Source organism: Paraburkholderia kururiensis JCM 10599 = LMG 19447 (assembly GCF_003986935.1).
Lineage (GTDB): Bacteria > Pseudomonadota > Gammaproteobacteria > Burkholderiales > Burkholderiaceae > Paraburkholderia > Paraburkholderia kururiensis.
Window position 1 is genome coordinate 160330 of record NZ_RJZE01000013.1, and the last position, 24589, is coordinate 184918.

The window sequence follows — 24589 nt, forward strand, 5'->3', positions numbered from 1 at the left end:
CGATGAATCCGCTTGCCGAACTGCGCTACTTCTTCACGGCGCTCGGCTACTTCACGCGTGTGCCGGTGCCGCGCTGGGTGGGCTACGAGCCGCAGTGGCTCACCGCTGCGGCGCGCTATTTTCCGCTCGTGGGCGCTTGCGTCGGCGCGCTTGGCGCACTCGTTTATCTGGCTGCGTCGCGCGTGTTCGGGCCTGGCGTGGCCGTGCTGCTTTCGATGACCGCCACCCTCGCCGTGACCGGAGCCTTCCACGAAGACGGCCTCGCCGACTGTTGCGACGCATTCGGCGGCGCGTACCGTCGCGAGGACGTGCTGCGCATCATGCACGACTCGCGCATCGGCGCGTTCGGTGCCATCGCGTTGTTCGTGGCGCTCGCGCTCAAGTGGCAGACGCTCGTGACGCTGACCACGTCGCACGAGGCATCGGCTTCGTCCATGACTTCAGCAGCGTTGAGCCCAGGGCGTTTCGCGATACTGATGATCGCGGCGCACGCGGTGAGCCGCGCCTGCGCCGTGAGCTATCTCGTGACGCTCGACTACGTACGCGACGAAGGCAAGGCGAAGCCCGTGGCGCAACGCATGAGTGTGATCGCGTGGTTCGGTGCGTGCGCGTTTGCGTTGCCGTGGCTTGCCTGGTTCGTCTGGCCCGACTGGCGCGAAGGTGTTGCGATGATCGCGCTGCTCGCCGTGCTGCGTTACGCGCTGGGGCGATACTTCGTGCGCCGCATTGGCGGCTATACCGGCGATTGTCTCGGCTTCGCGCAGCAGGTTTTCGAGATTGCGCTCTACCTGGCGGCGCTCGCGTGGATCTCGTTCTGATCCGTCATCCGGCCGTCGCTGTGGAGCCGGGCGTTTGCTACGGCAACAGCGACGTGCCGCTCGCCGCCGACGCAGCAGCCAGCGCCGCCATGCTGGCGTCGCGCCTCGCTGCGTTGAATGTGCCGCTGCCACACGTGCTGTTCACGAGTCCCCTGTCGCGTTGCGCGCGGGTCGCGCAAGCGCTTGCAGTTGAAGCGCGCTGCGATTTGCATACGGACGCGAGGCTCGCCGAAATGCACTTCGGCGCATGGGAGCTGCAACGCTGGGACGCAATCGATCGCGCCGTGCTCGACGCCTGGGCCGCTGATTTCGAGCACGCGCGCGAGCATGGCGGCGAGAGCGTGGCCCAGTTCGTGGCGCGTGTGAATGCGTGGCTCGATGTGTCGGTCGATTCAGGTGCGCAAGTGGACGCTGTGGCGGCGACTCACGAGCACACCATGCCCCCGGTGGCGCAAAGCACGGCGCTGTGGGCCGTCACGCATGCGGGTGTGATCCGCGCGATTGCGTCGCGTGTGCTCGGGTTGCCGCTCGCGCACTGCATGAAATGGCCGCTCGCGTTGCCGGCCGTGGTGTGGCTCAGGCGTGACGCGTTGGATTCGCCGTGGGCGCTCGTGCGGTGGAATGTTTGAAGCTGGAACGTTTGAAAGCCTGAAAGCGTGGAGCCGTGAGGGCTCACGCTCCGTCTCAAATCACCCGTCTTCTCCTGTTCACTTCCCGCCGCCGGGCCGTCTCGATCGCGCCCGGTCCAGGTCTTCGCAAAGCAGGGCCGCGCCTTGCGCGAGACGCGGCCCTGGCCGGTCGATCAGATCGCCGTCGATGGCAAAGAGGTTGTCGCGCGCCACCGCCATGAGGGTGGGCCACCCGCGCCATCGGTCGAGTCCGGGAAGCCGGCCTTGCGGCGTCGTGGCGCCGGGCGCGGCCGTGACGATGGCTTCCGGGTTCGCCGCGAGCACCGCTTCCGTCGAGACCGTCGGCACCACGGGCGCGAGGTTCGCGAAGACGTTGCGTCCGCCGCAAAGCGCGATGACGTCGCTTACCGTGTCGGTGCCGTTGAGGGTCATCAGCGGCTGGTCCCACACTTGATAGAACACGCTCACGGCGGGCTTCGCGGCATAACGTGCGCGCAGGCCGTCGATCTCCCGCCGGTACGCGTCGGCAGCAGCCTGCGCCGTTGCGCTTGTGCCGAGCAGCGTGCCCAGCTTCACGAGCGTGGCGGGCACGTCGTCCACGTGATGCGGCGCGTTGAAGTAGAGCGGCACATGCAGTTCGCGCAGCCGTTCGATCTGTTGCTGTGCGTTGCCGTGCCGCCAGACCACGATGAGATCGGGCTTCAATGCCGCGATGCGTTCGAGGTCGAGCGCCTTGTTGTCGCCCACGCGCGGCACGGTCTTCGCCTCGGGCGGGTAGTCGCTGTACGACACCGCGCCCACCAGCTTTGCGCCGCCGCCCGCTGCGTAGATCAACTCGGTGACGTGCGGCGCGAGACTCACCACGCGTTGCGCGGGGGTGTCGAGCGTGACGGGCGCGCCGGTGTCGTCGGTGACGGTGATGGCCGCGTTCGCCGTCTGGGCCGCGGCGAGCGCCAGGGTGGTCAGCAGCAAGCCTGCCGCCGTTCGCCGTGAGCTTGTTCTGTGCGACGCGAAGGCGCGGATGGAAACGGAAGCGGTGGCCGCGCAACGCATGCGAGCGACCGCGTGAAGCCTGCGGGAAAAATTCATCGGTTGAGGGCGAGCGCTTCGACGCTCGCGGCGAATTGTTGTTCGAGGCGTTGCCATTCGGCGGCATTGGCAGGCAGGCCGATGCGAATGCTCGGCACGTCGTGCGGACTCGCAGGATGCCTGAATAATCGCGTCCAGATGCCGCGTTGTGCGAGCGCGTGGTGCAGGGCTTCGGCGCGTGGGTCTGCGGCCCAGGCGAAGAGCGGCGTGCCACGCGCTGCGAAACCGTGGGTGTGCAGCAAGGCCGCAAGCTTCGCGCTTTCGTCGGCGAGCTGGGCACGCATGCGCGTCTGCCAGGCCGTATCGGCGAATGCGTGCATGACGGCGTGACGCGCGGGGCCGCTCACGGTCCATGCGCCGAGCTTTGCCGCAAGCTCGCGCAACAGCGCCGGTTGCGCGAGCACGAAGCCGCAGCGTGCGCCCGCGAGTCCGAAGAACTTGCCCGGGGAGCGCAGTACGACAAGCCCCCGTTGCGCGACGTGCCCGGCAAGCGAAGCGCGGCTTCGGTTGGCGCAGGAGGCATTGCCGCAAGCATCGGCACCCGGGTCGGCAGATGAGTGGGCGACGGAATCACCAAACGCATCGGCAAACGCATCAGCAAACGCTTCGTCGACGATCAGCGTGCCGCCCCGCGCGGCGAGTTGCGCGTGCCAGTGAAGCAGCACGGCTGCGTCGAGGCGCGCGGCAGTCGGATTGTTCGGATTGGCGACGATCACGTGACGGATGCCCGCGGGCAGCGTGTCCCACGTTGTGTCGAGCGCGGTCAACTCGTGGCCCGCGCCGGCGAAGGCGGGCGCGTACTCGCCGTAGGTGAGGGTCGCGATCGCCACGCTCGCGCGCGGCAACAGCGCGGGCAGCGCGCGGATGGCGGCCTGGCTGCCGGCCGTGGGCTGCACGTGGGCGGCGTCGGGCGCGCCGTAGTAGCGCGCGGCGCACGCGGCAAAGGCGTGGTCGTCTTCGTCGGGCAGGCGGCGCCAGGCGTCGGCAGGAACGGGTGGCACCGGATAGCCGTGCGGATTGATGCCCGTCGAGAGATCGAGCCACGCGTCGTACGGTACGCCGTAGCGGCGCGCCGCCTCATGCAGATTGCCGCCGTGGACGATGCGCGGCGCGCCCGCGGCGTCTGTCATCTGCGCCTCAGCCATGCGTGCCCACGCTCAGAAAAGCCAGCACGATCAGCACCGCGAGCCATAGCAGCGTGGTGCGTTCGACCAGCGTCAACGCGGCACTCACGTGCGCGGCGCGCGCTGTTTCGCCGTCGCCGAGCGCGGGCCGTTCCTCCATCACGCCGTGATAGACGGCGGGGCCGCCCAGCCTGACGTTAAGGCTGCCTGCTCCCGCCGCCATCACCGGGCCCGCGTTCGGACTGTCCCAACGCGGTGCCTGCTCGCGCCAGCAGCGAATCGCCGTGCGCGTGTCGCCGAGCAGCGCGTAGCTCGCGGCGGTGAGACGTGCGGGAATCCAGTTCAACACGTCGTCGATGCGTGCCGCCGCCCAGCCGAAGCGCAGATAACGCGGCGTGCGGTAACCCCACATCGCGTCGAGCGTATTGGCCAGCCGGAACGCGAGCGCGCCGGGGCCGCCCGCCACCGCGAACCAGAACAGCGCGCCGAAGATCGCGTCGTTGCCGTTTTCGAGCGCGGATTCCACCGCCGCGCGCGAGACTGCCGCTTCGTCGGCCTGCGTGAGATCGCGCGAGACGACGTGCGAGGTGTACACGCGTGCTGTTTCGAGATCGCGTCGTTCGAGGGCGGACGCGATGGGCGCGATGTGGTCGCGCAGGCTGCGCGCGCCGAGCGAGAACCACAGCAGCGCCACATGCAACGCACAGGCGAGCGGCCACGGCAACACGGTCGTGAACCACGCTGCGATGGCCACCGGCGGCACGACCGCCAGCGCCCACGCGAGGATGCCGGCGAGCCGCCCGCGCCAACCCGTGTTGAAGCGCGCTTCGATGCGCATGGCAAGTTTGCCGAACGCGACGAGGGGATGCGCGCGACGCGGCTCGCCGAGCCGCCGGTCGATCACGACGGCGAGCGCGGCAAGCGCGGCGGCGAGAGGTAACGGCAGAGGCAAGGGCAGCATCGTCATTGCCCGGCTTTGAGAACGAGCGGCAGGCCGGCCACCATCAGGGTGGCGTGCGTGGCGAGCGCGGCAATGCGCTGGTTGAGGCGGCCCAGCTCATCGACATAGTGGCGCGTTACCGCGCCGAGCGGCACGACGCCGAGCCCGATCTCGTTGCTGACCACGATCACTTTGCCTGCGGCCTCACCGCACGTCGCGACGAACGCATCGAGGCGCGCTTGGGCGTCGGCGCGCGGCGCGCAGCCATCGGGGGGGCAGAGCAGATTGGCCAGCCAGAGCGTGAGGCAGTCGATCAGCACGCAGCGCTCGGGCTGCGCCGCGGCAGCGAGCGCGCCGGCAAGATCGAGCGACGCTTCCACCACCTCCCACTGCGCGGGCCGCCGCGCGCGATGATGTTCGACGCGTGCGGCGAATTCGTCGTCGGCGATCTGCGCTGTGGCGATGTAGGTGACGGCGAGGCCGCTTGCCGCGGCAAGCCGCTCGGCGTGCGCGCTCTTGCCCGAGCGCGCGCCGCCAACGATGAAGGAAAGGTCGCGCGAAATCATCGCGTGATTGTACCGGCTGTGCCGCGCACGCCGGCGCTGCGGAATTCGCATGTGGCGATGGGATAATGCACGGCGCCGCGGCGCCTTGCGCACCGAATGCGCTATCGCTTCCGCTTCCTTATCCGTCCGCTTCCCGTTCCTGCCATGCCGATGACCGTTTCTCTGCCGCAAGGGCTGCGCGTGCCGCGTGGCACGCTGATGATCCAGGGCACCACGTCCGACGCCGGCAAGAGCACGCTCGTCGCCGCCCTGTGTCGGCTCGCGCGCCACGCGGGCGCACGCGTCGCACCGTTCAAGCCGCAGAACATGGCGCTCAACAGTGCCGTGACCGTGGACGGTGGCGAGATCGGCCGTGCCCAGGCGCTGCAGGCGGTGGCCGCGGGCATCGACGCGCACACGGACCTCAACCCCGTGCTGCTCAAACCCACGAGCGATTGCGGCGCGCAGGTGATCGTGCATGGCCGTGTGCGCATGAATCTCGATGCGCGCGCCTATCACGACTACAAGCCGGTGGCGCGCGAGGCGGTGCTCGCGTCGTATGCACGGCTGTGCGAGCGCTACGACACGATCTTCGTGGAAGGCGCGGGCAGCCCGGCGGAGATCAATCTGCGGCAAGGCGACATCGCCAACATGGGGTTCGCCGAAGCGGTGGATTGCCCGGTGGTGCTCGTGGCCGACATCGATCGCGGCGGCGTATTCGCGCATCTGATCGGCACGCTCGCCTGCTTGTCGGAGAGCGAGCGCGAGCGCGTGCAGGGCTTCGTCATCAACCGCTTTCGCGGCGACGTGAGCCTGCTGCAACCTGGGCTCGACTGGCTGGAGGCGCAGACGGGCAAGCCCGTGCTTGGCGTGCTGCCGTATCTGCACGGGCTCACGCTGGACGCCGAAGACATGCTGCCGCGCGACCTGCACCGTCGCGCGCAGACGGGCGCCGGCGCCGTGCTGCGTGTCGTGGTGCCGGTGCTGCCGCACATCAGCAACCACACCGACTTCGACGCGCTGCGCGCGCATCCGCAGGTCGAGTTCAGCTACGTGCGCGCCGGCAGCCCGCTGCCGGCGGCCGACCTCGTGATTTTGCCGGGCTCGAAGAACGTGCGAAGCGACCTCATGTGGCTGCGTGAGCAAGGCTGGGACGAGGCGCTGCGGCGGCATCTGCGCTATGGCGGACGCGTGATCGGCATTTGCGGCGGCATGCAGATGCTGGGCCGCGAGATTGCCGACCCGCACGGCGTGGAAGGCGTGCCGGGCGCGGACGAAGGTTTGGGCTGGCTCGACTTCGCGACCACGCTTACGCGCGAGAAGACGCTCGCGAACGTCCGCGGCGCGCTCGCGCTGCCCGGCGCGCCGGCGGTGGCGGGCTACGAAATCCACATGGGCGTGACCGAAGGCGCGGCTGTCGGAACGCCGGCGCTGCTGCTCGACACGGGGGAAGGCGGCCAACGTCCCGATGGCGCGCGGTCGGCCGACGGACAGATCTTCACCACCTACGTGCACGGCCTCTTCGATACGCCGGCCGCCTGCCAGGCGCTGCTGGCCTGGGCCGGACTCGCGACGGCCGAAACGGTGGACTATGCCGCGCTGCGGGAGGCCTCGCTGGACCGGCTGGCGGATACGTTGGCCGGCCATCTCGATCTCGAACGGCTGATGGCGGTCATCCGCCAGGCGGCTGGCGCGCGCTGATTCGTTCCTGCTGGGAAACAATCTGCGCCGGAGCAGCGGTTTTTTGTCGCATACGGTTCGAATATAGTGCGGGCATCGACGCCACCCTTTGGCGTCCACCCGTTCAAAGGAACCGCTATGAATTCGACCCGTACTGCCGCCGCCGCCGCGCTGATCCTGCGCCTCGCGCTCGGCGTTCTGTATCTCGCTCACTCGCTCCAAAAGATCTTCGTCTTCACGCTGCCCGGCACGGCCGCATTCTTCGTGTCGCTGGGGCTGCCTGGCTGGCTCGGCTATGTCACGGCGTTCATCGAACTGGCGGGCGGTATCGCGCTGCTCGCCGGCTTCCAGGTGCGCTGGGTCGCGCTCGTGCTGCTGCCTTTCATGCTGGGCGCGATGTCCGCGCACCTGCACAACGGCTGGGGCTTCGCGTCGCCGCACGGCGGCTGGGAATATCCGGCGTTCTGGGCCGTGACGCTGGTCGTGCAGTCGCTGCTGGGGGGCGGGTTGGCGGCGGTGTCCAGCGCGCGGGCCAAGGCTGGGCGGCCCGTCGCTGCCTGAGGCAGCCTGAGGCAGCCTGAGGCAGCCTGAGGGTTTCGATACGCCGAAGTGGCGCCGCCGCGCCGCCTCAAAACGCAAAACGCAAAACGCAAAACGCAAAACGCGAAGGCCGTGTCTCCTAGGAGGGAGCACGGCCTTTCTGTTCCTGGATCACCCATCCACGCGCGTTGCTCGATGCGCGCCGCGCCGCGGCATCAGTACAGAACCATCTGCGTACACCGGAAGAGGGCGATGGTCCGGCCGTCCGCGCCCGTCACCTTCGCGTCCCATACCTGCGTGCTGCGGCCCAGATGCGCCGCCGTGGCTTCGGCGCGGATCGTCCCTTCGGTCGCGGTGCCGAGGAAATTGCTCTTGAGTTCGACCGTGGTGAAGTTGCGCGCCGCTTCCGGCAGATGCGCAAGGCAGGCGTAGCCGCAGGCCGTGTCGGCCAGCCCGATCACCGTGGCGGCGTGCAGAAAGCCGTTGGGCGCGAGCAGCTCGCCGCGCACGTCGAGTTCCGCAACGAGCCGGTCCTGCTCCACCGTCACGGTGCGCACGCCGAGCAGTTCGGGCAGCCGGCCGCGCTGCCGTTCCCGCAGAAAATCGGTGGTCATGTTCGCGCGCAGCGTACTCATCGTGTTGTCTCCGTGTTCGTTGCGGATGGCCGGATGGCCGAATGATCGCCGCAGGGCTTCGGCGCGGCCGATTTTGCCGATATTATCGACGGCTATACGGCAATCCGCTGCAGAATCGGGCCGGTGCAGGCAGGGCGTGTGCGGCCGCGCGGTCCTGGCGGCGGCCACGCAGCACGCGACGCAGCGGCGTGCCGGCGCAGGCGACGGCAAACCGGCTGGCGGCACGCCGGCCTTCTTGACGGGAGTTTTCATGACGGTGATTGTGGTGGCGAATCCCAAGGGCGGCGTGGGCAAGAGCACGCTGTCCACCAATCTGGCGGGCTATTTTGCGGCGCAGGGCGAGTGGGTGGCGCTCGCCGACCTCGACCGGCAGCAGTCGTCGCACGCGTGGCTCGACCTGCGGCCAGCGGGGCTGCCGCCCATCGAAAGCTGGGACGTCGATCTGGACGCGCCGGCCAAGCCGCCGAAGGGGCTCGAGCGCGCAGTCGTGGATACGCCGGCGGGGCTGCACGGAAACCGTCTCGGCGTGGCGCTGGATCTTGCTGACAAGGTCATCGTGCCGCTGCAGCCGTCGCTCTTCGACATTCTCGCGACCCAGGACTTCCTCGAGAAGCTCGCGAAGGAAAAGGCCGTGCGCAAGGGCTCGATCCAGGTTGGCGTGGTGGGCATGCGCGTGGATGCGCGCACGCGCTCCGCGGAACAGCTGCACCGTTTCGTGGAAGGGCTCGACCTGCCGGTGCTCGGCTATCTGCGCGATACGCAGAACTACGTGCAGCTTGCGGCGCACGGCCTCACGCTGTGGGATGTCGCCAAAAGCCGTGTGGAGAAAGATCTGGAGCAGTGGCAGCCGATTCTCGAATGGGTGACCGGCGCCGGCCGCTAATTGAAGGGGCTAACTGAAGGTGCTAGTTGAAGCTATTAAGCGAGGCCGTTATTCGACTCAGCTCCAGCTCTGCGTGGGCACGTGGTCGCGGCTGCCCTTGATGCGGTTGTGCTCGTCGACGAACACGAGATTCGGCTTCCAGCCGGCCTTGAGTTCGGCTTCGTCCACGGCCGCGAACGCCGCGATGATGACGAGGTCGCCCAACTGCGCGCGCCGCGCCGCCGACCCGTTCAGTGAAATCATGCCGCTGCCGCGCTCGCCCTTGATCGCGTAGGTTGAAAAGCGCTCGCCGTTGTTGATGTTCCAGATGTCGATGCGCTCGTTTTCCACGATGTTCGCCGCTTCGAGCAGGTTTTCGTCGATCGCGCACGAACCCTCGTAGTGCAGTTCGCAGTGCGTGACCACGGCGCGGTGGATCTTCGATTTGAGCATGTGGCGTTGCATGTTCGTCTCCCTGCTGCGCGCTGTCGCGTCAGATTTCGAGGTTGTCGATGAGGCGCGTGGCGCCGAGTTTCGCCGCCGAGAGCACGACGAGCGGCGCTTCGGTGTCCGCAGTGCCCGGCGGCAACAGGTCCACGCGCTTGCGCACGGCGATGTAGTCGGGCTGCCAGCCGCGGCTTGCCAGCAGCGCCATCGCTTCGCGCTCGATCTGCGCGAAATCGCGCCGGCCGCCCAGAATAGCTTCGCGCACCTGCTGGAGCGTGGCCGCGAGCTGCGGCGCTTCGGCGCGCTCGGAAGGCGTGAGATAGCGGTTGCGCGAGCTGAGCGCGAGGCCGTCGGCGTCGCGCACCGTTTCTGCCGCGACGATGTCGATGGGCAGCGCGAACTGCTGGCACATGGCCCGCACGATCATGAGCTGCTGATAGTCCTTCTTGCCGAACACGGCCACGCGCGGCTGCACGCACGACATCAGCTTCATCACCACGGTGCAGACGCCCTCGAAGAAACCGGGCCGGAACTCGCCTTCCAGAATGTCGCCGAGGTCGTGCGGCGGACGCACGCGGTATTCCTGCGGCTGCGGGTACATGTCGCGCTCCGTGGGCGCGAACAGCACATACACGTTTTCCTTCTGAAGCTTCTCGATGTCGTCTTGCAGCGTGCGCGGGTACTTGTCGAAGTCCTCGTTCGGGCCGAACTGCAGACGGTTCACGAAGATGCTGGCCACCACCGGATCGCCGTGCTGGCGCGCGAGGCGCATGAGCGAGAGGTGCCCTTCATGCAGGTTGCCCATGGTGGGCACGAAAGCCGTGCGGTTCTGGCCGCGCAGCTGGTCGCGCAATTCCTGGATTGAACTGATGACTTTCATGATCGGACTGAATGGATTCGCGCGATGCGGGTCGGAACGGTGGCTGCAACGGGCGCGCCTCTTGGCCGCCCCGTGTCTGCGGATATCGGCTCCGTGCAGCGCGCGAGGGCGGCGGGACGGCGTCCGAAGGGCCGGATTGTAGTCGATTTGCCTCTCAGGCGCACCGATTCGAGGCATGCCTCGGTTCAGTGCGGCGGTGGTGTAGCGGCGTGGGCAGATCAGGCCGGGGCAACTTCCCTCAGTCGCCCGGAAACTCACCCGGCGCGAGCGTCAAGCCGGCAAATACGCGAGCCGCACGTAGATGGGCGCGAAAGGCTCCGCCTGGGTGATCTCGATCAGCGACTCGCGCGAAAGCTCCAGCATCGCGATGAAGTTGACCACCACCACTGGCACGCCGCGCGTCACGTCGAAGAGTTCCGAGAACTCCATGAACCGCGCGTTTTGCAGCCTGCGCAGAATCACGCTCATGTGCTCGCGCACCGAGAGTTCCTCGCGCGTGATCTTGTGGTGCTGCACGAGCTTCGCGCGCTTGATGACGTCGGCCCACGCGGCGCGCAGGTCGTCGCTGTTCACGTCCGGAAAGCGCGGCGTGATGCTCTGCTCGATGTAGACCTCGGCGCGCAGGAAGTCGCGGCCCAGTTGCGGCAGCTGGTCGAGCCGCTGCGCCGCGAGCTTCATCTGCTCGTATTCGAGCAGACGCCGCACGAGTTCGGCGCGCGGGTCTTCGGCTTCCTCGCCCGTGTCGGCCTTCTTCACCGGCAGCAGCATGCGCGACTTGATCTCGATGAGCATGGCCGCCATCAGCAGATACTCGGCGGCAAGCTCGAGATTGGTGTGGCGCAGCTGATCGACGTAACCGAGGTACTGTGCCGTGACTTCCGCCATCGGAATGTCCAGCACGTTGAAGTTCTGCTTGCGGATCAGGTACAGCAGCAGGTCGAGCGGGCCTTCGAAGGTTTCGAGAAAGACTTCGAGCGCGTCCGGCGGAATGTACAGATCCTGCGGCACCTTGAAGAGCGGCTCGCCGTACAGACGCGCGAACGCCACGCCGTCGACCGTGTCGGGCGTGGAATCCGTAGCGGGTGTGGCGAGCGCGGTGCCTTCGTCCGGCGTGCCGCTGTCCGCGGCCGACATCAGAAGTTCTGGTAGTAGACGTACGGCGTTTGCTTCACGCGCGAGGCCTGCTGGTCGGCGCGCTCTTCGAGGTCGATGGGCTGCTTGTCCCACAAGAGCGCGCGGCCGCGGCGCTGCTCTTCTTCGAGGCTGGGTTTTTGCTGCTTGAGCTGATTCAGGAACTGGGTGATATCCGACTGATACATGGCACGTCGTCCGTCAAGTCCGTCAAAAAGGCTACCGGCGGCCGGTCGGCTCCGGCGTGGCCGGCCGCTGGTGATCCGTCGATTCTCGTGTGGCGCGTAATTTTACCGCAAGCGCCGGGCCGAGGAACAACCGGCGGGCAGGCGCGTCCAATCGCCCGCGTGGGGCGGCGCGAGGCGCACGCGCAGGGGCCTCGACGCGGGCTACAGGCGCGCGGCGATGTGGTCAAATACAGCACTCGTGCCCGGCGTGCCCGTGGCGCGAGCGCGGCAAGTGTGGCGAGCGCTGCCAGTGCCTCAACCGAAACGAATTCAACAACGGCCGCAGGGAGGTCCCGTTTGGCGGGATGTGCAATCGAACCGTCACGCATGCGAAGGGCATGGGCCATGGCCGCGCGGGTCGCGGCGTGTTGTGTGCTTCTCTTCTGGGGCGCGGCGCACGCGGCCTCGCGCGTGTACGACGTCGATGTGGAGGCCTCGCCGCGCGCGGTGCGCAAGCTGCTCGAAGCGCATCTCGACATCGTGCGCTTCGCCACGCGCAAGGACATCTCGGACGACCAGTTCGACTTTCTCGTCACCGCCACGCCGCAGCAGGCGCGCGACCTCGTTGCGACGGACGGCTACTTCTCGCCCGTGGTGCGCACCGACGTGCGCACGGTTGGCGGCAGAAAGCGGGTCACGGTGTTCGTCGATCCGGGCGAGCAGACCACGATCTCGTCGGTTTCGCTGTCATTCAAGGGACCTATCCTCACCGAAGACCCGGCCCAGGAGAACACCGCGCGTTTCGCGTTCTCGCTGCACGAGGGCGATGCGTTCTCGCAGTCGGGCTGGGACGACGCCAAGAAGGCCGCGCTCAAGGCGTTGCAGGCGCGCCGCTATCTTGGCGCGAAGATCTCGCAGTCCGAGGCGCGCATCAATCCGCAGAAGCACGATGCGAAACTCTCGGTCACGTTCGAGAGCGGGCCCACCTTCACGATGGGCCCGCTCGACGTGTCGGGCACGCGCCGCTATCCCGAGCAGATCGTGCGCGACGTGAACCCCGTGTCGCAGGGCGACATTTACGACGCCCAGCGCATTCGTGAACTCCAGCGCCAGTTGCAGAACACGCCGTACTACGCGAGCGTGGCCATCGACGTCGATGACGACACCAGCAAGCCGCTCGACACGCCCATCCACGTGAAGGTGAGCGAGTACCCGTACAACAACTTTCGCGGCAGCGTCGGTTACTCGACCGATACCGGGCCGCACGTGCAGGGCTCCTATTCGTACCTCGACACGTTCGGCCGCGCGTGGCCGTTTTCCGTGGACGGCCGCATCGACCAGATCCAGCAGTACGGCCAGATCGAGCTCGCCATGCCGCCGGGCCCGCGCGCCTGGACCAATAGCGCGCTGGCGTCCTACACCAGCACCGACGTGTCGGACACGCACATCTACAGCGCGCGTGCCGGTTTGCAGCGCACGCGCACGTCGCAGCGCATCGACTACGGCTACTCGATTCTCTACTACCAGGACCGGCTCACGCAGAACACGGGTGCGCCCACCACGAGCCGCGCGCTCGTGCCCGCATGGTCGTGGACGCGCCGCAATGTCGACGACCCGCTCTTTCCGCGCTCGGGCAACCTGATTCGCGCCGAGGCGGGCTTTGCCGTGAAGCACGTGCTCACGGACCAGTCGTTCATTCGCGGTTACGTGCGCGGCCAGCAGTACGTGCCCATCGGCAAGTACGACCTCGTGCTGTTTCGCGCGGAGCTGGGCGGCGTCTTCACGAGCGGCAGTTCGGCGGGCATACCGGCTTCGCTGCTGTTTCGCGCGGGCGGCTCGAATTCGGTGCGCGGCTACAGCTACCAAAGCCTCGGCCGCAATGTGAACGGCTCGATCCTGCCGACCAAGTACCTGATGACGGCGTCCACGGAGTACCAGCACTGGTTCAATCACGACTGGGGCGCCGCGGCGTTCTTCGACATCGGTACCGCCGCGGACTCGTGGCACGAGAAAGCGTTCTATCCGGGCGTGGGCGTAGGCGCCAGGTGGCGCAGCCCGGTGGGGCCGGTGAACGTCGATCTGGCGTACGGCATTCGCAACCACAGCGTGCGGCCGTATCTCACGCTGGGCATCGCGTTCTGATGTTGTTACCGCAGCCTTTGGCGTGTCTTTGGCGTAATCGACCTCGGCATTTCGAGCCCTTCCATCCACCGCAATTGACTGACTGACCTTTGATATCGCAGCGAGCATGACCACGGACCCCTCCACCCAGCCGCCCGCGCCTGAACCCGACGGCCCCGCATCCGCGGGTTCCGGGGGCAACGGCGAGCCGCCGCGCCCGGGCCGCCTTGCGCGCGCCGGCAAGCTGCTGGCGTGGCTGATCGGCGTGCCCGTGGTGCTGGCTGTGCTCGTCGTGGGATTGCTGTACGGCGCGCTCACCACCGAGCGGGGCACCGCCTGGACGTGGCAGGCCGCGGTGAAGCTGCTGGGCGGCAAGCTGACCGGCCAGCTGGACGGCGGCGCATTGGCCACCGGCGTGCGGCTGCGCCGCGTGGAGTGGCGCGGCAGCGACGGCACGGACATCAAGATCGACCGCATCGCGGGCCAATGGGCGCTGTCGCGGCAGCCGTGGCGCTTCACCGTCGATTACCTGCACGTCGGCACGATCGAGGCGCGGCTCGTGCCGTCGCCATCGTCCGGGCCCACGACGTTGCCGCAGGACCTGCAACTGCCGCTCGCACTCGACCTGCGCGACGTGCAGGTGGATCAACTCGTGCTGCACGAGGGCGCCTCGACCACCACCTTCTCGCGCTTCGTCTTTCATGGCCGCAGCGACGGCCGGCATCACGAGGCGTCCGTCGAGCGGCTCGACACGCCGTATGGCGCGGTCACGGCGCATGCGACGCTCGACGGCGTGCGGCCGTTCGCGCTGGCGGGCGACGCCGGTTATTCGGGCAAGGTCAACGACGAAGACGTGCAGGTGCGCGCTCATCTGACCGGCACGCTGGAGGCGCTTGCGGCGGAAGTGGATGCGAGCGGGCTCAAGCTGACCGGCCACGCGCACGTGGAGGCGACGCCCTTTGCCGACGTGCCGCTCAAGCGCGCAACGGTGGCCTTCGATCACGTGAATCCGCAGGCGTTTTCGCCTTCGGCGCCATTCGCGGATCTCGCCGTGCGTGCCGAGTTGCAGCCGGCGACGGCGACCGGCACGGAGCGGGGGCAGGGCGGCATGCCTGCGGGCGGGGCATCGGACGCTGGTGCAAGCGGTGTTTTTGCGCCGGCGGCGAGCGGCGCTTCGGCGGTGTCCGCGCGTACCGATTCGCCCGTGGTTGGCGCGACTGTCGCATCGAGTGCCGCATCGAATAGCGCATCGACGGGTAGCGCAGCCCGAGCCGTGACCGCCGCCAAGCCCGCCACTGCCGCAAAAACCCAGACCTTCGCGGTCACCGGTTCGGTTTCTATCGCCAATGCCAAGCCGGGCGCGCTCGATGCGAAGCTGCTGCCGCTCATCGACGCCCGCGCGGACGTCTGGCTCGACGCGAAGACGCAGCGCGTCTCGAATCTCAATGTGCGGCTCGTGAAGAACGCCACGGTGACAGGTGGCGGTACGCTCGCCGGCAAGCGCGGCCAGCTCGATCTGCGCGTGGCCGGGCTGGACCTGAACGCGCTCGAAGCGAGCGTGCGGCCCACCAACCTGTCCGGCCCCATCGGCATTCGTCTCAACGACGACATCCAGACCATCACGCTCGACCTCGCCGACCCCAAGGCGGCGCTGCGCGCCCAGGGCAAGGTGACGTTTGACCCGGCGCGCACCAGCTTCAACGACGTGCGCGTAAGCGCGGGCCGCGGCCGCGTCGATCTGTCCGGCGCGATCAAGCACGACGCCAGTTCCACCTGGAACCTCAAAGCGACGCTCACGGATTTCGACCCGCTCGCGCTGACCTCGCAGGGGCCGTCGGCTTCGGTGGCGGCCAGCCAGTCGGCAACCAGTAAGGCTGGCGCGGCGAAGCAGACGGCCAGCGCGGGCAAGGGCGCGGTGAAGCCGGTCGCCCGGAAAACGGCCAAACCGGCCGCCGCGACACGTCGCATCGAGGCGCGCGTGAACGGCACGCTCGCTGCCACGGGCGTGCTCGCGCCCACCTTCACGACGCGCGCCGAGTTTCGCCTCGGCCCGAGCGTCTACGACAACCTCCCGATGACCGGCTCGGGCACCGTGCAACTGGCCGGCTCGCGCATCCTGCCGAGCAAGGTGAACCTCTCGGTGGCGGGCAACGACGTCGATCTGCAAGGCAGTTTCGGTGCGCGCGGCGACCGGCTGCGTTTCAGGGTCAACGCACCGCAACTGGAGCGCCTCGGCTTCGGCCTTGCGGGTTTCGTCTCCGCCGACGGCGACGTCACGGGCACGTTCACGCATCCCAATGTCGCGCTCGACTACCAGGCCGACGGCGTCGTGGTGGGCTCGAACCGCGTTGGCCACGCGCAGGGCCATGCCGAGATGCGCGACGGCCCGAACGGCACACTCGCCTTTACGACCGACGCACGCGAGCTCACCACCGCGGGCGTGAACCTCTCGACGCTGACCGCGCGCCTCTCCGGCACGCGGGCGAAGCACACGCTGGAAGCCGCCGCGGTGGGCAAGATCCAGGACCAGTCGGTCGATCTGACGCTCGCCGCCAACGGCCGTCTCACCGACGCGAGCGACGGCACGCATTGGGACGGCACTATCACGCGGCTCGCGAATCGCGGCACACCGCAGGCGAGTCTCGACGTGCCGCTTGCGCTGGCGGTGGCGCCGGGCAAGGTGACGCTGGGCGCGACGCGGCTCACGCTGGAAGGCGCGTCGCTCGATCTCAAGTCGTTCACTTACGATCACGGCCGCATTCGCTCGGCGGGAACGCTAACGGGCGTCTCGCTTGCACGCGTGCTCGAGCTGCGCCACGAGATCACGGGCGCGCCGTCGCCCACGCTGCGCACCGATCTCGTATTCGACAGCGACTGGGACTTCGCGCTCGGCGAGACCGCCACCGGGCACATCGCCGTGAAGCGCCGCTCGGGCGACATCACGCTCGAAGTGTCGCGCGGGCTCGCGCCGCTCGGCATCACCGACATCGCGGCGCGCGCGGACTTCAGTAACGGCAACCGCGTGAACACCACCCTGCATGCGCAGGCAAGCCGCATCGGCGTGATCGACGCCAATGCCGCCACGACGCTCGCGATGCGCGACGGGGTCCTGACCGCGGACGACGCCTCGCCGCTCACCGGGGCTATCAACGCGAACGTGCCGGAACTCAAGACCACGGGCGGACTGTTCGGTCCCGGCTACCTGCTCGACGGGCACCTCGCGTTGAAGCTCGTGCTCGCGGGCACGCTCGGCAAGCCGAACGTCTCGGGCTCGCTGCTGGGCGACGGGCTCTCGGCCACGATGGTGGATCAGGGCGTGCAGTTGAAGGACGGCGTGATCCACATTGCGCTCACGGAAAATCTGGTCGATTTCCAGCAGGTCGAGTTCCACGGCGCGAGCGGTACGTTACGGGCCACGGGGCGCGTGCGGCTGGATAGCGACGAGCCCGATCTCACGGCGAGCATCGTTGCCGACAAGCTCGAGCTCTTCGCGTCACCGGACCGGCGGCTGTCGCTCTCCGGCAGCGCGAGCGTGGCGAACGCCGGGCTCGTCGGCGGCCTCGCGATCAACGGCAAGTTCCGCGTGGATCACGCGCTGTTCGACATGCCCGAACAGTCGGCGCCGGAACTGGGCGACGACGTGGTGATCGTGCGGCCGGACGGCACCACGCGCGGCGGCAAGCCGCCGCCGGTGGCGGGCAGTAACAAGCCGGTGGGGCGCTTTGCGCCGCGCGCCAACATCGACATCGATCTCGGCAACGACTTCCGCTTCCGCGGCGTGGGCGCGGACCTGGGTCTGCGCGGCACCATCACGGCGATGAGCGCGCCGAATCTGCCGCTGCGCGCGGTGGGCAACGTCCGCGTGACCGAAGGCTCCACCTATACGGCGTTCGGCCGTAAGCTCGCTATCGAAAACGGGTTCTTCACGTTCAATGGGCCGGTGGCGAATCCGGGCATCAACATCCTCGCAATGCGGCGCAATCAGCAGGTGGAAGCGGGCGTGCAGGTGACGGGCACGGTGCAGGCGCCCGATGTGAGGCTCGTCTCCGAGCCGAACGTGTCGGACAACGAAAAGCTCTCGTGGCTGCTGTTCGGCCACGGTACGGACCAGGGCAACAACCTCGGGCAGCAAAGCTCGATGACCACAGCGCTCGCGCTGCTGGGCAGCGCGGGCGGCAAGCGCATTGCGCAGACGGTGGGGCTCGACGAAGTCTCGGTGGGACGCAGCGACGTGGGTCTGACCGACCCGCAGGTGGTGCTGGTTTCGAAGGCGATCAGCGAGTGGCTCGTGCTGGGCTACGAGCAGGGCTTGCAGTCCGCCGCCAACGCTATCAAGGCGACCGTGAACCTGACGCGCTACTGGTCGGTGGCCGCCTATGGCGGCACATTCAAGGGCGTGGATCTGTTCTATACGCGGCGCTTCGACCGGATCCGGTGGTAGCGCCGCGTTCGGGGTTTAGCGAACCCGCATGCCCGGCTTCGCCCCGCTGTGCGGTTCGAGCACGTAGAGACCCGGTTCGGCTTTCTCGTCCGCAGCGGAGGCGGCGAGCACCATGCCTTCGGAGAGCCCGAACTTCATCTTGCGCGGCGCGAGGTTGGCCACCATCACCGTGAGCTTGCCCACCAGGTCCTCGGGCTTGTAGGCCGAGCGGATGCCGGAGAACACGTTGCGCGGCTTGTCTTCGCCCACGTCGAGCGTGAGTTGCAGCAGCTTGTCCGAGCCTTCCACCGTGCGGCAATCGACGATGAGCGCCACGCGCAGATCGATCTTCGCGAAGTCGTCGATGGAGATGACTTCGGGCGTTTCGTCTGCCTGCGCGCTCTTGCCGGCCTTCGCGGGCTTGACGGCGGCCGACGTGGCTGCCTTGCCGCCGTTCGCCGCGGCGGTCGCGCTGGTGTTTGCTCCAGCGGCCGAACCCTCGGTCGGCGCAAGCGACGAGCGGTTCGCCGCGAGCAGCGCATCGATCTGCTTCGGCTCGACGCGCGTCATCAGGTGCTTGTAGGCGTTGATCGGCTGCTGCGAGGAGAGCGGCGCGCCAGCATCGGTCCACGTGAGCGGCTTGATCGACAGGAACGCCTCGACTCCTGCAACCAGACCGGGCAGCACCGGCTTGAGCGTAAGCGACAGCAGCCGGAAGGCCTCGAGGCTCACGCTGCAGGTCTCGTGCAGCGCCACCGTATTGGCGGGATCCTTGGCCTGCTCCCAGGGTTTCGCGCCGTCCACGTAGGCGTTCACCGCGTCGGCGAGTTCCATCGTGTGGCGCAGCGCGCGGCTGTACTCGCGTGCCTCGTAGTTCGCCGCGATCTGCGGGATGGCTGCGCGCAGTGTGCCGAGGAGCGGATGCTGCATGGCGCTGTCCTGCACGCGACCCTCGAAGCGCTTGATCAGAAAGCCCGCCGCGCGGCTCGCGATGTTGATGTACTTGCCCACCAGATCGCTGTTCACGCGCGCCTGGAAGTCTTCGAGGCTCAGGTCGATGTCTTCCATCGTGCTGTTGAGCTTGGCCGCGTAGTAGTAGCGCAGCCATTCGGGATTCAACCCCGTGTCGATGTAGCTCTTCGCCGTGATGAACGTGCCGCGCGACTTCGACATCTTCGCGCCGTCCACCGTGAGAAAGCCGTGTGCGAACACGTTGGTGGGCGTGCGGTGGCCCGAGAATTCCAGCATGGCGGGCCAGAACAGCGTGTGGAAGTACAGGATGTCCTTGCCGATGAAGTGGTACTGCTCGGCGGCGGAACCGGCCTTTACCCACGCGTTGAAGTCGAGCCCGAGGCGCTGCGCGAGATTGCTGAAGCTCGCGTAGTAGCCCACGGGGGCGTCGAGCCAGACGTAGAAGTACTTGCCGGGCGCGCCCGGAATCTCGAAGCCGAAATAGGGTGCGTCGCGGGAAATGTCCCAGTCGGCGAGCTTCGCTTCGCCCGGCGCGCCCAGCCATTCGCGCATCTTGTTGGTGGCTTCCGGCTGCGCGAGCCCTTCCACCCAGCCGCGCAGGAAGTTTTCGCAGCGCGGGTCCGACAGCCGAAAGAAGTAGTGTGTCGAGGTCTTGCGCACGGGCGTGGCGCCAGAGACCACCGAGTACGGATTCACGAGGTCCGTGGGCTGGTAGGTCGAGCCGCAGACTTCGCAGCTGTCGCCGTACTGGTCCTTCGCGCCGCACTTCGGGCACTCGCCTTTGATGAAGCGGTCCGGCAGGAACATGTTCTTGACCGGGTCGTACGCCTGTTCGATCTCGCGCGCGTCGATCAGCCCGGCATCTTTGAGCGACAGATACACGGATTCGGAGAGCACGCGGTTCTCTTCCGAATCGGTCGTGTAGTAGTTGTCGAACGAGATGCCGAATGCGTCCATGTCGGCCTTGTGCTCTTGCCAGACGCGGTCGATCAGCGCTTTCGGCGTCAAGCCTTCCTGCTCGGCGCGCAGCATGACGGGCGTGCCGTGCGTGTCATCAGCCCCGACGTAGTAGACCTCGTGCCCGTGCATTCGCAGCGCGCGCACCCAGATGTCCGTCTGGATATATTCGACCAGATGGCCGATATGGATCTGCCCGTTGGCATAGGGCAGGGCAGACGTGACGAGGATCTGGCGGCGGCCCGACGGCGCGCCGGCTGCTGCGGAGAGGTCGGTGACGGGTTCTGACATAGGGATAGGGGATTTCCGGTATTGCCGGTGTTGCGAAGGGGGCGAAGGTTCGATTCTAGCAGGGCGCAAGCGCCCGGCGTGCCGGCCTGGAAGGGCGAAGGGCGCCCCGCGAGGCGCGGGAAGGGCATGCAGGACGCGGCGGGCTCGAATGGCCCGCAAGACGGCCGCAAGACAGCCGCGAGCACGGCGGCGCAAAGGGCGCGCGCAAAAATCGCGGGCAAAAAAAACCGGGGCACTGGCCCCGGAGCAACAACGACAAGAGGAGAATGGTGACGCGGCAGCATCGCAGCCACGTACCGTACAAAGAGACAGCAAACGTTGCGGAGAGTTCGCCGGGTTCCAAAAATTTTTTCGGCTAGCTGTCCGGGTGGCTGACGCCCCTCTTACGTGGGTTACGTGGGTTACGTGTGTTGCCTTCGCACGCGCTGATCCGTCGCCCAATGCGCTCCACCGCCTTGCGATTTCCTGACGGTAATCGTTGCGGCCAGGTTGGGCGCCCGCGCAGAGCAGGGCCGGCCTCCGCCAACCGCGGCGCGGCCGGCGGAGGATCCCGCGATCAACTCTGGCTTTGGACCAGGTTTAGCCTTGGTGCTGCGCCGTCGCGCGCAGGTAGATTTCCACGCGACGGTTCTGTGCACGGCCTGCTTCCGTGTTGTTGTCCGCGACCGGCTGGCTTGCGCCCATGCCCGTTGCCGACAGGCGCTGGCCCGCCACGCCGTGCTGCGCGAGGTAGTTCGCGACGCTTTGTGCGCGATTCACCGAGAGCGTCTGGTTGTATGCCGCCTGGCCAGTGCTGTCCGTGTGACCCACCACCTGGGCGATCACTTCCGGATTCTGGTTCAGCGTCTGCGCCACCTGGTCGAGCACCGGCGCGAACGACGGCTTGATCGCGTAGCTGTTCGTATCGAACGTGACCGAGCTCGGGATGTTGAGCTTGAGCGAGCCATCCGGCTGTTCCGTGATCTGGGTGCCGGTGCCCTTGGTCGCGCCCGAGAGCTTGTTGCGGATGGCTTGCCAGTTGTAGCCGGTGACACCGCCCGCAACCGCGCCCACACCCGCACCGATGGCGGCACCCTTGCCGCCGCCGATCAGCGCGCCGAGCCCGGCGCCCACGCCGGCGCCCACACCCGTGCCGACAGCCGTGTTAGTGCCTTGCTGGGTCGCACAGCCGGCGACGAGCGCGCCAGCAATCGCGAAAACCGACAGCCGGGTCATGATTTTTGTCTTCATTTTCTGGGTCCTTTCTTTGAATGAAACAGATCTCAGCAACGACGAACCTGCTGGCAAGCGCCGACAGCGTAGCAGGGTCTTCGGGGCAGCACGCCGCCCGAGCCACTACAATGACGGCGAGAGGCGTGCACCGGGCCGGAAGGGCCTGGGTGCGAAGACTCAGGACCTCGGGCCATGCCGCGATGCGGACTTCGAGCTAGCAGCCGCCGAAGCGTGCCTCCGGGGTGCGATTCGCGCAATGCCGTCTAACAATCTTTTTCAAATTCCGGCTGTCGGCCAGATGATTCGATCGGGCCGCGCCACCAGTGTTCCCCACGGAGTATCGATGAGCATTGATCGGGCTTTGGTCGACGCCGCGCTCGCGGCCGTCACGGATCCCAACACGGGCCGTCCGTTTGCGGCAGCGAAGGGTTTCAGGAATGTGACCGTGGAGGGCGCAACGGTTGCGCTCGACGTGGTGCTCGGCTATCCGGCAAGAAGCCAGTACGAAGCGATCCGCGCGCTGGTCGCCGGCGCGCTGGCCCATGTGCCGGGCGTCTCGGAGGTGCGCGTCGCGGTGTCGCAGCAAATCGAGACGCATACCGTTCAGCGCGGCGTCAAGCTGCTGCCCAACGTGAAGAACATCGTGGCCGTTGCCTCGGGCAAGGGCGGCGTCGGCAAGAGCACGACGGCCGTGAACCTCGCGCTTGCGCTGGCCGCGGAAGGCGCCTCGGTGGGCATTCTCGATGCCGACATCTACGGCCCCTCGCTGCCCACGATGCTCGGCATCGAAGGTCGTCCGGAGTCGCCGGATGGGCAGTCGATGAACCCGCTCGCGGGCCACGGCGTGCAAGCCAATTCGATCGGCTTCCTGATCGAGCAGGACAACCCGATGGTGTGGCGCGGCCCGATGGCCACCTCGGCGCTCGAACAGTTGCTGCGGCAGACGAACTGGCGCGATCTCGACTATCTCGTGGTGGACATGCCGCCGGGTACGGGCGACATCCAGCTCACGCTCGCGCAGCGCGTTCCGGTGACGGGCGCCGTGATCGTGACGACGCCGCAGGACATCGCGCTGCTCGACGCGAAGAAGGGCCTCAAGATGTTCGAGAAGGTGGGCATTCCGATCCTCGGCATCGTCGAGAACATGAGCACGCATATCTGCTCGAACTGCGGCCACGAAGAGCACATCTTCGGCGCGGGCGGCGGCGAGCGGATGGCGAAGGAGTACGGCGTCGAGGTGCTCGGCAGCCTGCCGCTCGATATCTCGATCCGCGAGCAGGCCGACTCGGGCCACCCTACCGTGGCGGCCGATCCGCAGGGCCGCATTGCCGGCATCTATCGCGAGATTGCCCGCAAGGTCGCCATCCACATTGCGGAGCGCGCCCGCGACATGACGTCGAAGTTTCCGAACATCGTCGTGCAGAACACCTGAGCATCCAGAGGCCGGCGCGGGTGCTCGCGTCGCGCGTTTTCTGGTGCATGGCGCCCACGTCGGCGTTCAGGTGTGTACGCGTGCGCACCTGCCGATGCGTCAATCCGCGTGGGTGTCGCGGTATCATGTGGGCTTCGTCAGGTCCGGTCCGGTGCCGCAGGGGCGGTGTCGCGCCGACAAGAGGATCGCATGAAGAAACGACTCGACGGGCAGGCGGTGCGCGCATTCATCGTCCTGGCTGCGGGCAGCCTGCTTCTCGCCGGCTGCAGCGTATTCCTGAGACCACAGGAAAAGCGTGCCGACGCGCAACTGCTGTCCACCGTGGCCAACCAGGTCCGCGGTACCGTCACATTCCTCGAACACTCGGACGGTGTCCAGGTCACCTACAACCTGGCCGGTCTGCCGCCCAACAGCGACCACGCGCTTCAGGTGCACGAGCGCGGCGACTGCAATGCCGCCGACGGATCGAGCGCCGGTCCGGTGTTCGCGCCCGCCGCCGAGCGGTTGAAGAGCGGTGCGCGCGTGGAAGGCGACCTCGGCAACATCCACGCCGATGCCAACGGCGTGGCCACCGGTTTCATCGTGGCGCCGGACGTTTCGCTCGACGGCATCCGCTCCGTGTTGCAGCGCTCCGTGCTCGTCCATCGCGACGCAGGCGACCCCTACGCGTTTCCGCAGCATGGCGCCGGCCCGGCACTCGCCTGCGGAGTGATCCGCCAGCAATGACGCCGCCGCAAGGCGCGCAATACGGTGCGTACGGTGCGTATGGTGCAGCGCGTCAGTTTCCGTGTGGCGTGCCGTTCGCCGCTTCCGTTTGCCTGTGGTTTGCCTGTACCGGCGGCTCCGCGCTTCGCGGCGATCGCCGCGCAGGGCCACGCATCCGGGCGTTCCCGGCAGCGTCACCCATATCGCGTAAAATAAGCGGCTTTCGTCGGCGGGCACTGAACGGCACGGGGCACAGCATCTGTCAGCGCCTGCGATGCGCCTGTGCGCACCGCCGTATGCCGATCCGCCTTCCATCCTAATTAGTGGCGTAGCGTCCCAACATGACCATCAAATCCGACAAGTGGATTCGGCGCATGGCCGAACAGCACAAGATGATCGAGCCGTTCGTGCCGGACCAGGTCCGCACGTCGCAGGACGGCCGCAAGATCGTGAGCTACGGCACGTCGAGCTACGGCTACGACATCCGCTGCGCGGACGAATTCAAGATCTTCACGAACATCAACTCGACCATCGTCGACCCGAAGAATTTCGACGAAAAGTCGTTCGTCGACTTCAAGGGCGACGTCTGCATCATTCCGCCCAATTCGTTCGCGCTCGCCCGCACCGTGGAGTACTTCCGCATTCCGCGCAACGTGCTGACCGTGTGCCTCGGCAAATCCACTTACGCGCGCTGCGGGATCATCGTGAACGTGACGCCGTTCGAGCCGGAGTGGGAAGGCTACGTCACGCTCGAGTTCTCGAATACGACACCTTTGCCTGCCAAAATCTACGCGAACGAGGGCGTCGCGCAGGTGCTCTTTTTCGAAAGCGACGAGGTTTGCGAGGTGTCGTACGCGGACCGCGGCGGCAAATATCAAGGCCAGCACGGCGTGACGTTGCCCAAGACGTAACGGTTGCGCGCTGACTCACCGGCTTGACGGGTGGCCGCTGCGCAGCACGAGCAGCGGTCGTTCTTTTTGGAGAATCGCCCC

At 67.3% G+C, this 24589-nt stretch carries 21 protein-coding genes; 10 read left to right on the forward strand and 11 right to left on the reverse strand.

What is annotated here, in order from left to right:
- Positions 1-2: 2 nt before the first annotated feature.
- Both PKKP23_RS17365 and PKKP23_RS17370 read left to right on the forward strand, forming a co-directional pair.
- Positions 3-818: an adenosylcobinamide-GDP ribazoletransferase gene (locus tag PKKP23_RS17365; protein ID WP_126877812.1), complete on the forward strand. Its 816-nt coding sequence runs from the start codon at positions 3-5 to the stop codon at positions 816-818.
- A complete protein-coding gene (locus tag PKKP23_RS17370; protein ID WP_126877813.1) occupies positions 803-1447 on the forward strand; it encodes a histidine phosphatase family protein in 645 nt (214 codons plus the stop codon). The genes PKKP23_RS17365 and PKKP23_RS17370 overlap by 16 nt, the downstream gene beginning before the upstream one ends.
- Before the next feature lie 78 nt (positions 1448-1525).
- On the opposite strand, the gene PKKP23_RS17375 is transcribed toward PKKP23_RS17370, so the two are convergent.
- From PKKP23_RS17375 to cobU, 4 genes are read right to left on the reverse strand one after another with little or no spacing between them, the layout of a single operon-like run.
- On the reverse strand, positions 1526-2500 hold the full coding sequence (locus PKKP23_RS17375) for a cobalamin-binding protein (RefSeq protein WP_126877814.1): 975 nt from the start codon (positions 2498-2500) through the stop codon (positions 1526-1528).
- Between the two features lie 32 nt (positions 2501-2532).
- On the reverse strand, positions 2533-3666 hold the full coding sequence (locus PKKP23_RS17380; protein WP_126877815.1) for a threonine-phosphate decarboxylase: 1134 nt from the start codon (positions 3664-3666) through the stop codon (positions 2533-2535).
- 7 nt (positions 3667-3673) lie between these two features.
- Complete coding sequence (gene cbiB / locus PKKP23_RS17385; RefSeq protein ID WP_126877816.1) at positions 3674-4627, reverse strand: adenosylcobinamide-phosphate synthase CbiB; 954 nt, start codon at positions 4625-4627, stop codon at positions 3674-3676.
- On the reverse strand, positions 4624-5166 hold the full coding sequence (cobU, locus tag PKKP23_RS17390) for a bifunctional adenosylcobinamide kinase/adenosylcobinamide-phosphate guanylyltransferase (RefSeq protein WP_126877817.1): 543 nt from the start codon (positions 5164-5166) through the stop codon (positions 4624-4626). The genes cbiB and cobU overlap by 4 nt, the downstream gene beginning before the upstream one ends.
- Positions 5167-5316: 150 nt before the next feature.
- Between cobU and PKKP23_RS17395 the strand changes: the two genes are divergently transcribed.
- Together PKKP23_RS17395 and PKKP23_RS17400 are read left to right on the forward strand one after the other, a co-directional pair.
- Positions 5317-6846: a cobyric acid synthase gene (locus tag PKKP23_RS17395; RefSeq protein WP_420873234.1), complete on the forward strand. Its 1530-nt coding sequence runs from the start codon at positions 5317-5319 to the stop codon at positions 6844-6846.
- Positions 6847-6963: 117 nt separating this feature from the next.
- Positions 6964-7386, forward strand: coding sequence for a DoxX family protein (locus tag PKKP23_RS17400; protein ID WP_126877818.1), 423 nt, complete (start codon positions 6964-6966; stop codon positions 7384-7386).
- A 194-nt stretch (positions 7387-7580) separates the two neighbouring features.
- On the opposite strand, the gene PKKP23_RS17405 is transcribed toward PKKP23_RS17400, so the two are convergent.
- Complete coding sequence (locus tag PKKP23_RS17405) at positions 7581-8000, reverse strand: PaaI family thioesterase (protein ID WP_017773175.1); 420 nt, start codon at positions 7998-8000, stop codon at positions 7581-7583.
- A gap of 250 nt (positions 8001-8250) precedes the next feature.
- Here PKKP23_RS17405 and PKKP23_RS17410 point away from each other — a divergent pair, with 250 nt between their 5' ends.
- Complete coding sequence (locus PKKP23_RS17410; RefSeq protein ID WP_026121122.1) at positions 8251-8883, forward strand: ParA family protein; 633 nt, start codon at positions 8251-8253, stop codon at positions 8881-8883.
- 57 nt (positions 8884-8940) lie between these two features.
- Here the strand turns inward: PKKP23_RS17410 and panD are convergent, their stop codons facing one another.
- From panD to PKKP23_RS17430, 4 genes are all read right to left on the reverse strand, one after another.
- Positions 8941-9327 carry an aspartate 1-decarboxylase gene (panD, locus tag PKKP23_RS17415; RefSeq protein ID WP_017773177.1) on the reverse strand — a complete coding sequence of 129 codons (387 nt, stop codon included), beginning with the start codon at positions 9325-9327 and terminating at the stop codon, positions 8941-8943.
- A gap of 28 nt (positions 9328-9355) precedes the next feature.
- Entirely contained in the window at positions 9356-10189 is an 834-nt protein-coding gene (gene panC, locus PKKP23_RS17420; RefSeq protein WP_126877819.1) for a pantoate--beta-alanine ligase, read from the reverse strand.
- A gap of 270 nt (positions 10190-10459) precedes the next feature.
- Complete coding sequence (locus PKKP23_RS17425; protein WP_017773179.1) at positions 10460-11323, reverse strand: segregation and condensation protein A; 864 nt, start codon at positions 11321-11323, stop codon at positions 10460-10462.
- On the reverse strand, positions 11323-11508 hold the full coding sequence (locus tag PKKP23_RS17430) for a DUF3460 family protein (protein WP_017773180.1): 186 nt from the start codon (positions 11506-11508) through the stop codon (positions 11323-11325). The genes PKKP23_RS17425 and PKKP23_RS17430 overlap by 1 nt, the downstream gene beginning before the upstream one ends.
- Before the next feature lie 366 nt (positions 11509-11874).
- Here PKKP23_RS17430 and PKKP23_RS17435 point away from each other — a divergent pair, with 366 nt between their 5' ends.
- Both PKKP23_RS17435 and PKKP23_RS17440 read left to right on the forward strand, forming a co-directional pair.
- The gene (locus tag PKKP23_RS17435) at positions 11875-13629 is read left to right on the forward strand and encodes an autotransporter assembly complex protein TamA (RefSeq protein ID WP_240659047.1); all 1755 of its coding nucleotides are present in this window, start codon (positions 11875-11877) and stop codon (positions 13627-13629) included.
- Positions 13630-13735: 106 nt separating this feature from the next.
- On the forward strand, positions 13736-18049 hold the full coding sequence (locus tag PKKP23_RS17440) for a translocation/assembly module TamB domain-containing protein (RefSeq protein ID WP_126877821.1): 4314 nt from the start codon (positions 13736-13738) through the stop codon (positions 18047-18049).
- A 15-nt stretch (positions 18050-18064) separates the two neighbouring features.
- Here the strand turns inward: PKKP23_RS17440 and metG are convergent, their stop codons facing one another.
- Together metG and PKKP23_RS17450 are read right to left on the reverse strand one after the other, a co-directional pair.
- The gene (gene metG / locus PKKP23_RS17445) at positions 18065-20248 is read right to left on the reverse strand and encodes a methionine--tRNA ligase (protein WP_126877822.1); all 2184 of its coding nucleotides are present in this window, start codon (positions 20246-20248) and stop codon (positions 18065-18067) included.
- A 579-nt stretch (positions 20249-20827) separates the two neighbouring features.
- Positions 20828-21478, reverse strand: a complete 651-nt coding sequence (locus PKKP23_RS17450; protein ID WP_020480654.1) for a YiaD family glycine zipper/OmpA-like lipoprotein — start codon at positions 21476-21478, stop codon at positions 20828-20830.
- Between the two features lie 325 nt (positions 21479-21803).
- On the opposite strand from PKKP23_RS17450, the gene apbC reads away from it, so the two are divergent.
- The 3 genes from apbC to dcd all read left to right on the forward strand — a co-directional run bounded on the left by apbC (position 21804) and on the right by dcd (position 24508).
- Complete coding sequence (gene apbC / locus PKKP23_RS17455; protein ID WP_126877823.1) at positions 21804-22892, forward strand: iron-sulfur cluster carrier protein ApbC; 1089 nt, start codon at positions 21804-21806, stop codon at positions 22890-22892.
- Positions 22893-23081: 189 nt separating this feature from the next.
- Positions 23082-23618: a superoxide dismutase family protein gene (locus PKKP23_RS17460; protein ID WP_017773187.1), complete on the forward strand. Its 537-nt coding sequence runs from the start codon at positions 23082-23084 to the stop codon at positions 23616-23618.
- Between the two features lie 320 nt (positions 23619-23938).
- Positions 23939-24508 (forward strand): dCTP deaminase, encoded by a 570-nt coding sequence (dcd, locus tag PKKP23_RS17465; protein ID WP_017773188.1) that lies wholly within the window; start codon positions 23939-23941, stop codon positions 24506-24508.
- Positions 24509-24589: the final 81 nt, after the last annotated feature.

Coding starts and splice junctions, on each gene's coding strand:
- PKKP23_RS17395 (WP_420873234.1), top strand. CDS start 5,317: ATGACCGTTTCTCTGCCGCAAGGGCTGCGCGTGCCGCGTGGCACGCTG.
- PKKP23_RS17435 (WP_240659047.1), top strand. CDS start 11,875: ATGCGAAGGGCATGGGCCATGGCCGCGCGGGTCGCGGCGTGTTGTGTG.
- panD (WP_017773177.1), bottom strand. CDS start 9,327: ATGCAACGCCACATGCTCAAATCGAAGATCCACCGCGCCGTGGTCACG.
- cobU (WP_126877817.1), bottom strand. CDS start 5,166: ATGATTTCGCGCGACCTTTCCTTCATCGTTGGCGGCGCGCGCTCGGGC.
- PKKP23_RS17440 (WP_126877821.1), top strand. CDS start 13,736: ATGACCACGGACCCCTCCACCCAGCCGCCCGCGCCTGAACCCGACGGC.
- metG (WP_126877822.1), bottom strand. CDS start 20,248: ATGTCAGAACCCGTCACCGACCTCTCCGCAGCAGCCGGCGCGCCGTCG.
- apbC (WP_126877823.1), top strand. CDS start 21,804: ATGAGCATTGATCGGGCTTTGGTCGACGCCGCGCTCGCGGCCGTCACG.
- cbiB (WP_126877816.1), bottom strand. CDS start 4,627: ATGACGATGCTGCCCTTGCCTCTGCCGTTACCTCTCGCCGCCGCGCTT.
- PKKP23_RS17410 (WP_026121122.1), top strand. CDS start 8,251: ATGACGGTGATTGTGGTGGCGAATCCCAAGGGCGGCGTGGGCAAGAGC.
- PKKP23_RS17405 (WP_017773175.1), bottom strand. CDS start 8,000: ATGAGTACGCTGCGCGCGAACATGACCACCGATTTTCTGCGGGAACGG.
- PKKP23_RS17380 (WP_126877815.1), bottom strand. CDS start 3,666: ATGACAGACGCCGCGGGCGCGCCGCGCATCGTCCACGGCGGCAATCTG.
- PKKP23_RS17365 (WP_126877812.1), top strand. CDS start 3: ATGAATCCGCTTGCCGAACTGCGCTACTTCTTCACGGCGCTCGGCTAC.
- PKKP23_RS17425 (WP_017773179.1), bottom strand. CDS start 11,323: ATGTCGGCCGCGGACAGCGGCACGCCGGACGAAGGCACCGCGCTCGCC.
- PKKP23_RS17430 (WP_017773180.1), bottom strand. CDS start 11,508: ATGTATCAGTCGGATATCACCCAGTTCCTGAATCAGCTCAAGCAGCAA.
- dcd (WP_017773188.1), top strand. CDS start 23,939: ATGACCATCAAATCCGACAAGTGGATTCGGCGCATGGCCGAACAGCAC.
- PKKP23_RS17460 (WP_017773187.1), top strand. CDS start 23,082: ATGAAGAAACGACTCGACGGGCAGGCGGTGCGCGCATTCATCGTCCTG.
- panC (WP_126877819.1), bottom strand. CDS start 10,189: ATGAAAGTCATCAGTTCAATCCAGGAATTGCGCGACCAGCTGCGCGGC.
- PKKP23_RS17400 (WP_126877818.1), top strand. CDS start 6,964: ATGAATTCGACCCGTACTGCCGCCGCCGCCGCGCTGATCCTGCGCCTC.
- PKKP23_RS17450 (WP_020480654.1), bottom strand. CDS start 21,478: ATGAAGACAAAAATCATGACCCGGCTGTCGGTTTTCGCGATTGCTGGC.
- PKKP23_RS17375 (WP_126877814.1), bottom strand. CDS start 2,500: ATGCGTTGCGCGGCCACCGCTTCCGTTTCCATCCGCGCCTTCGCGTCG.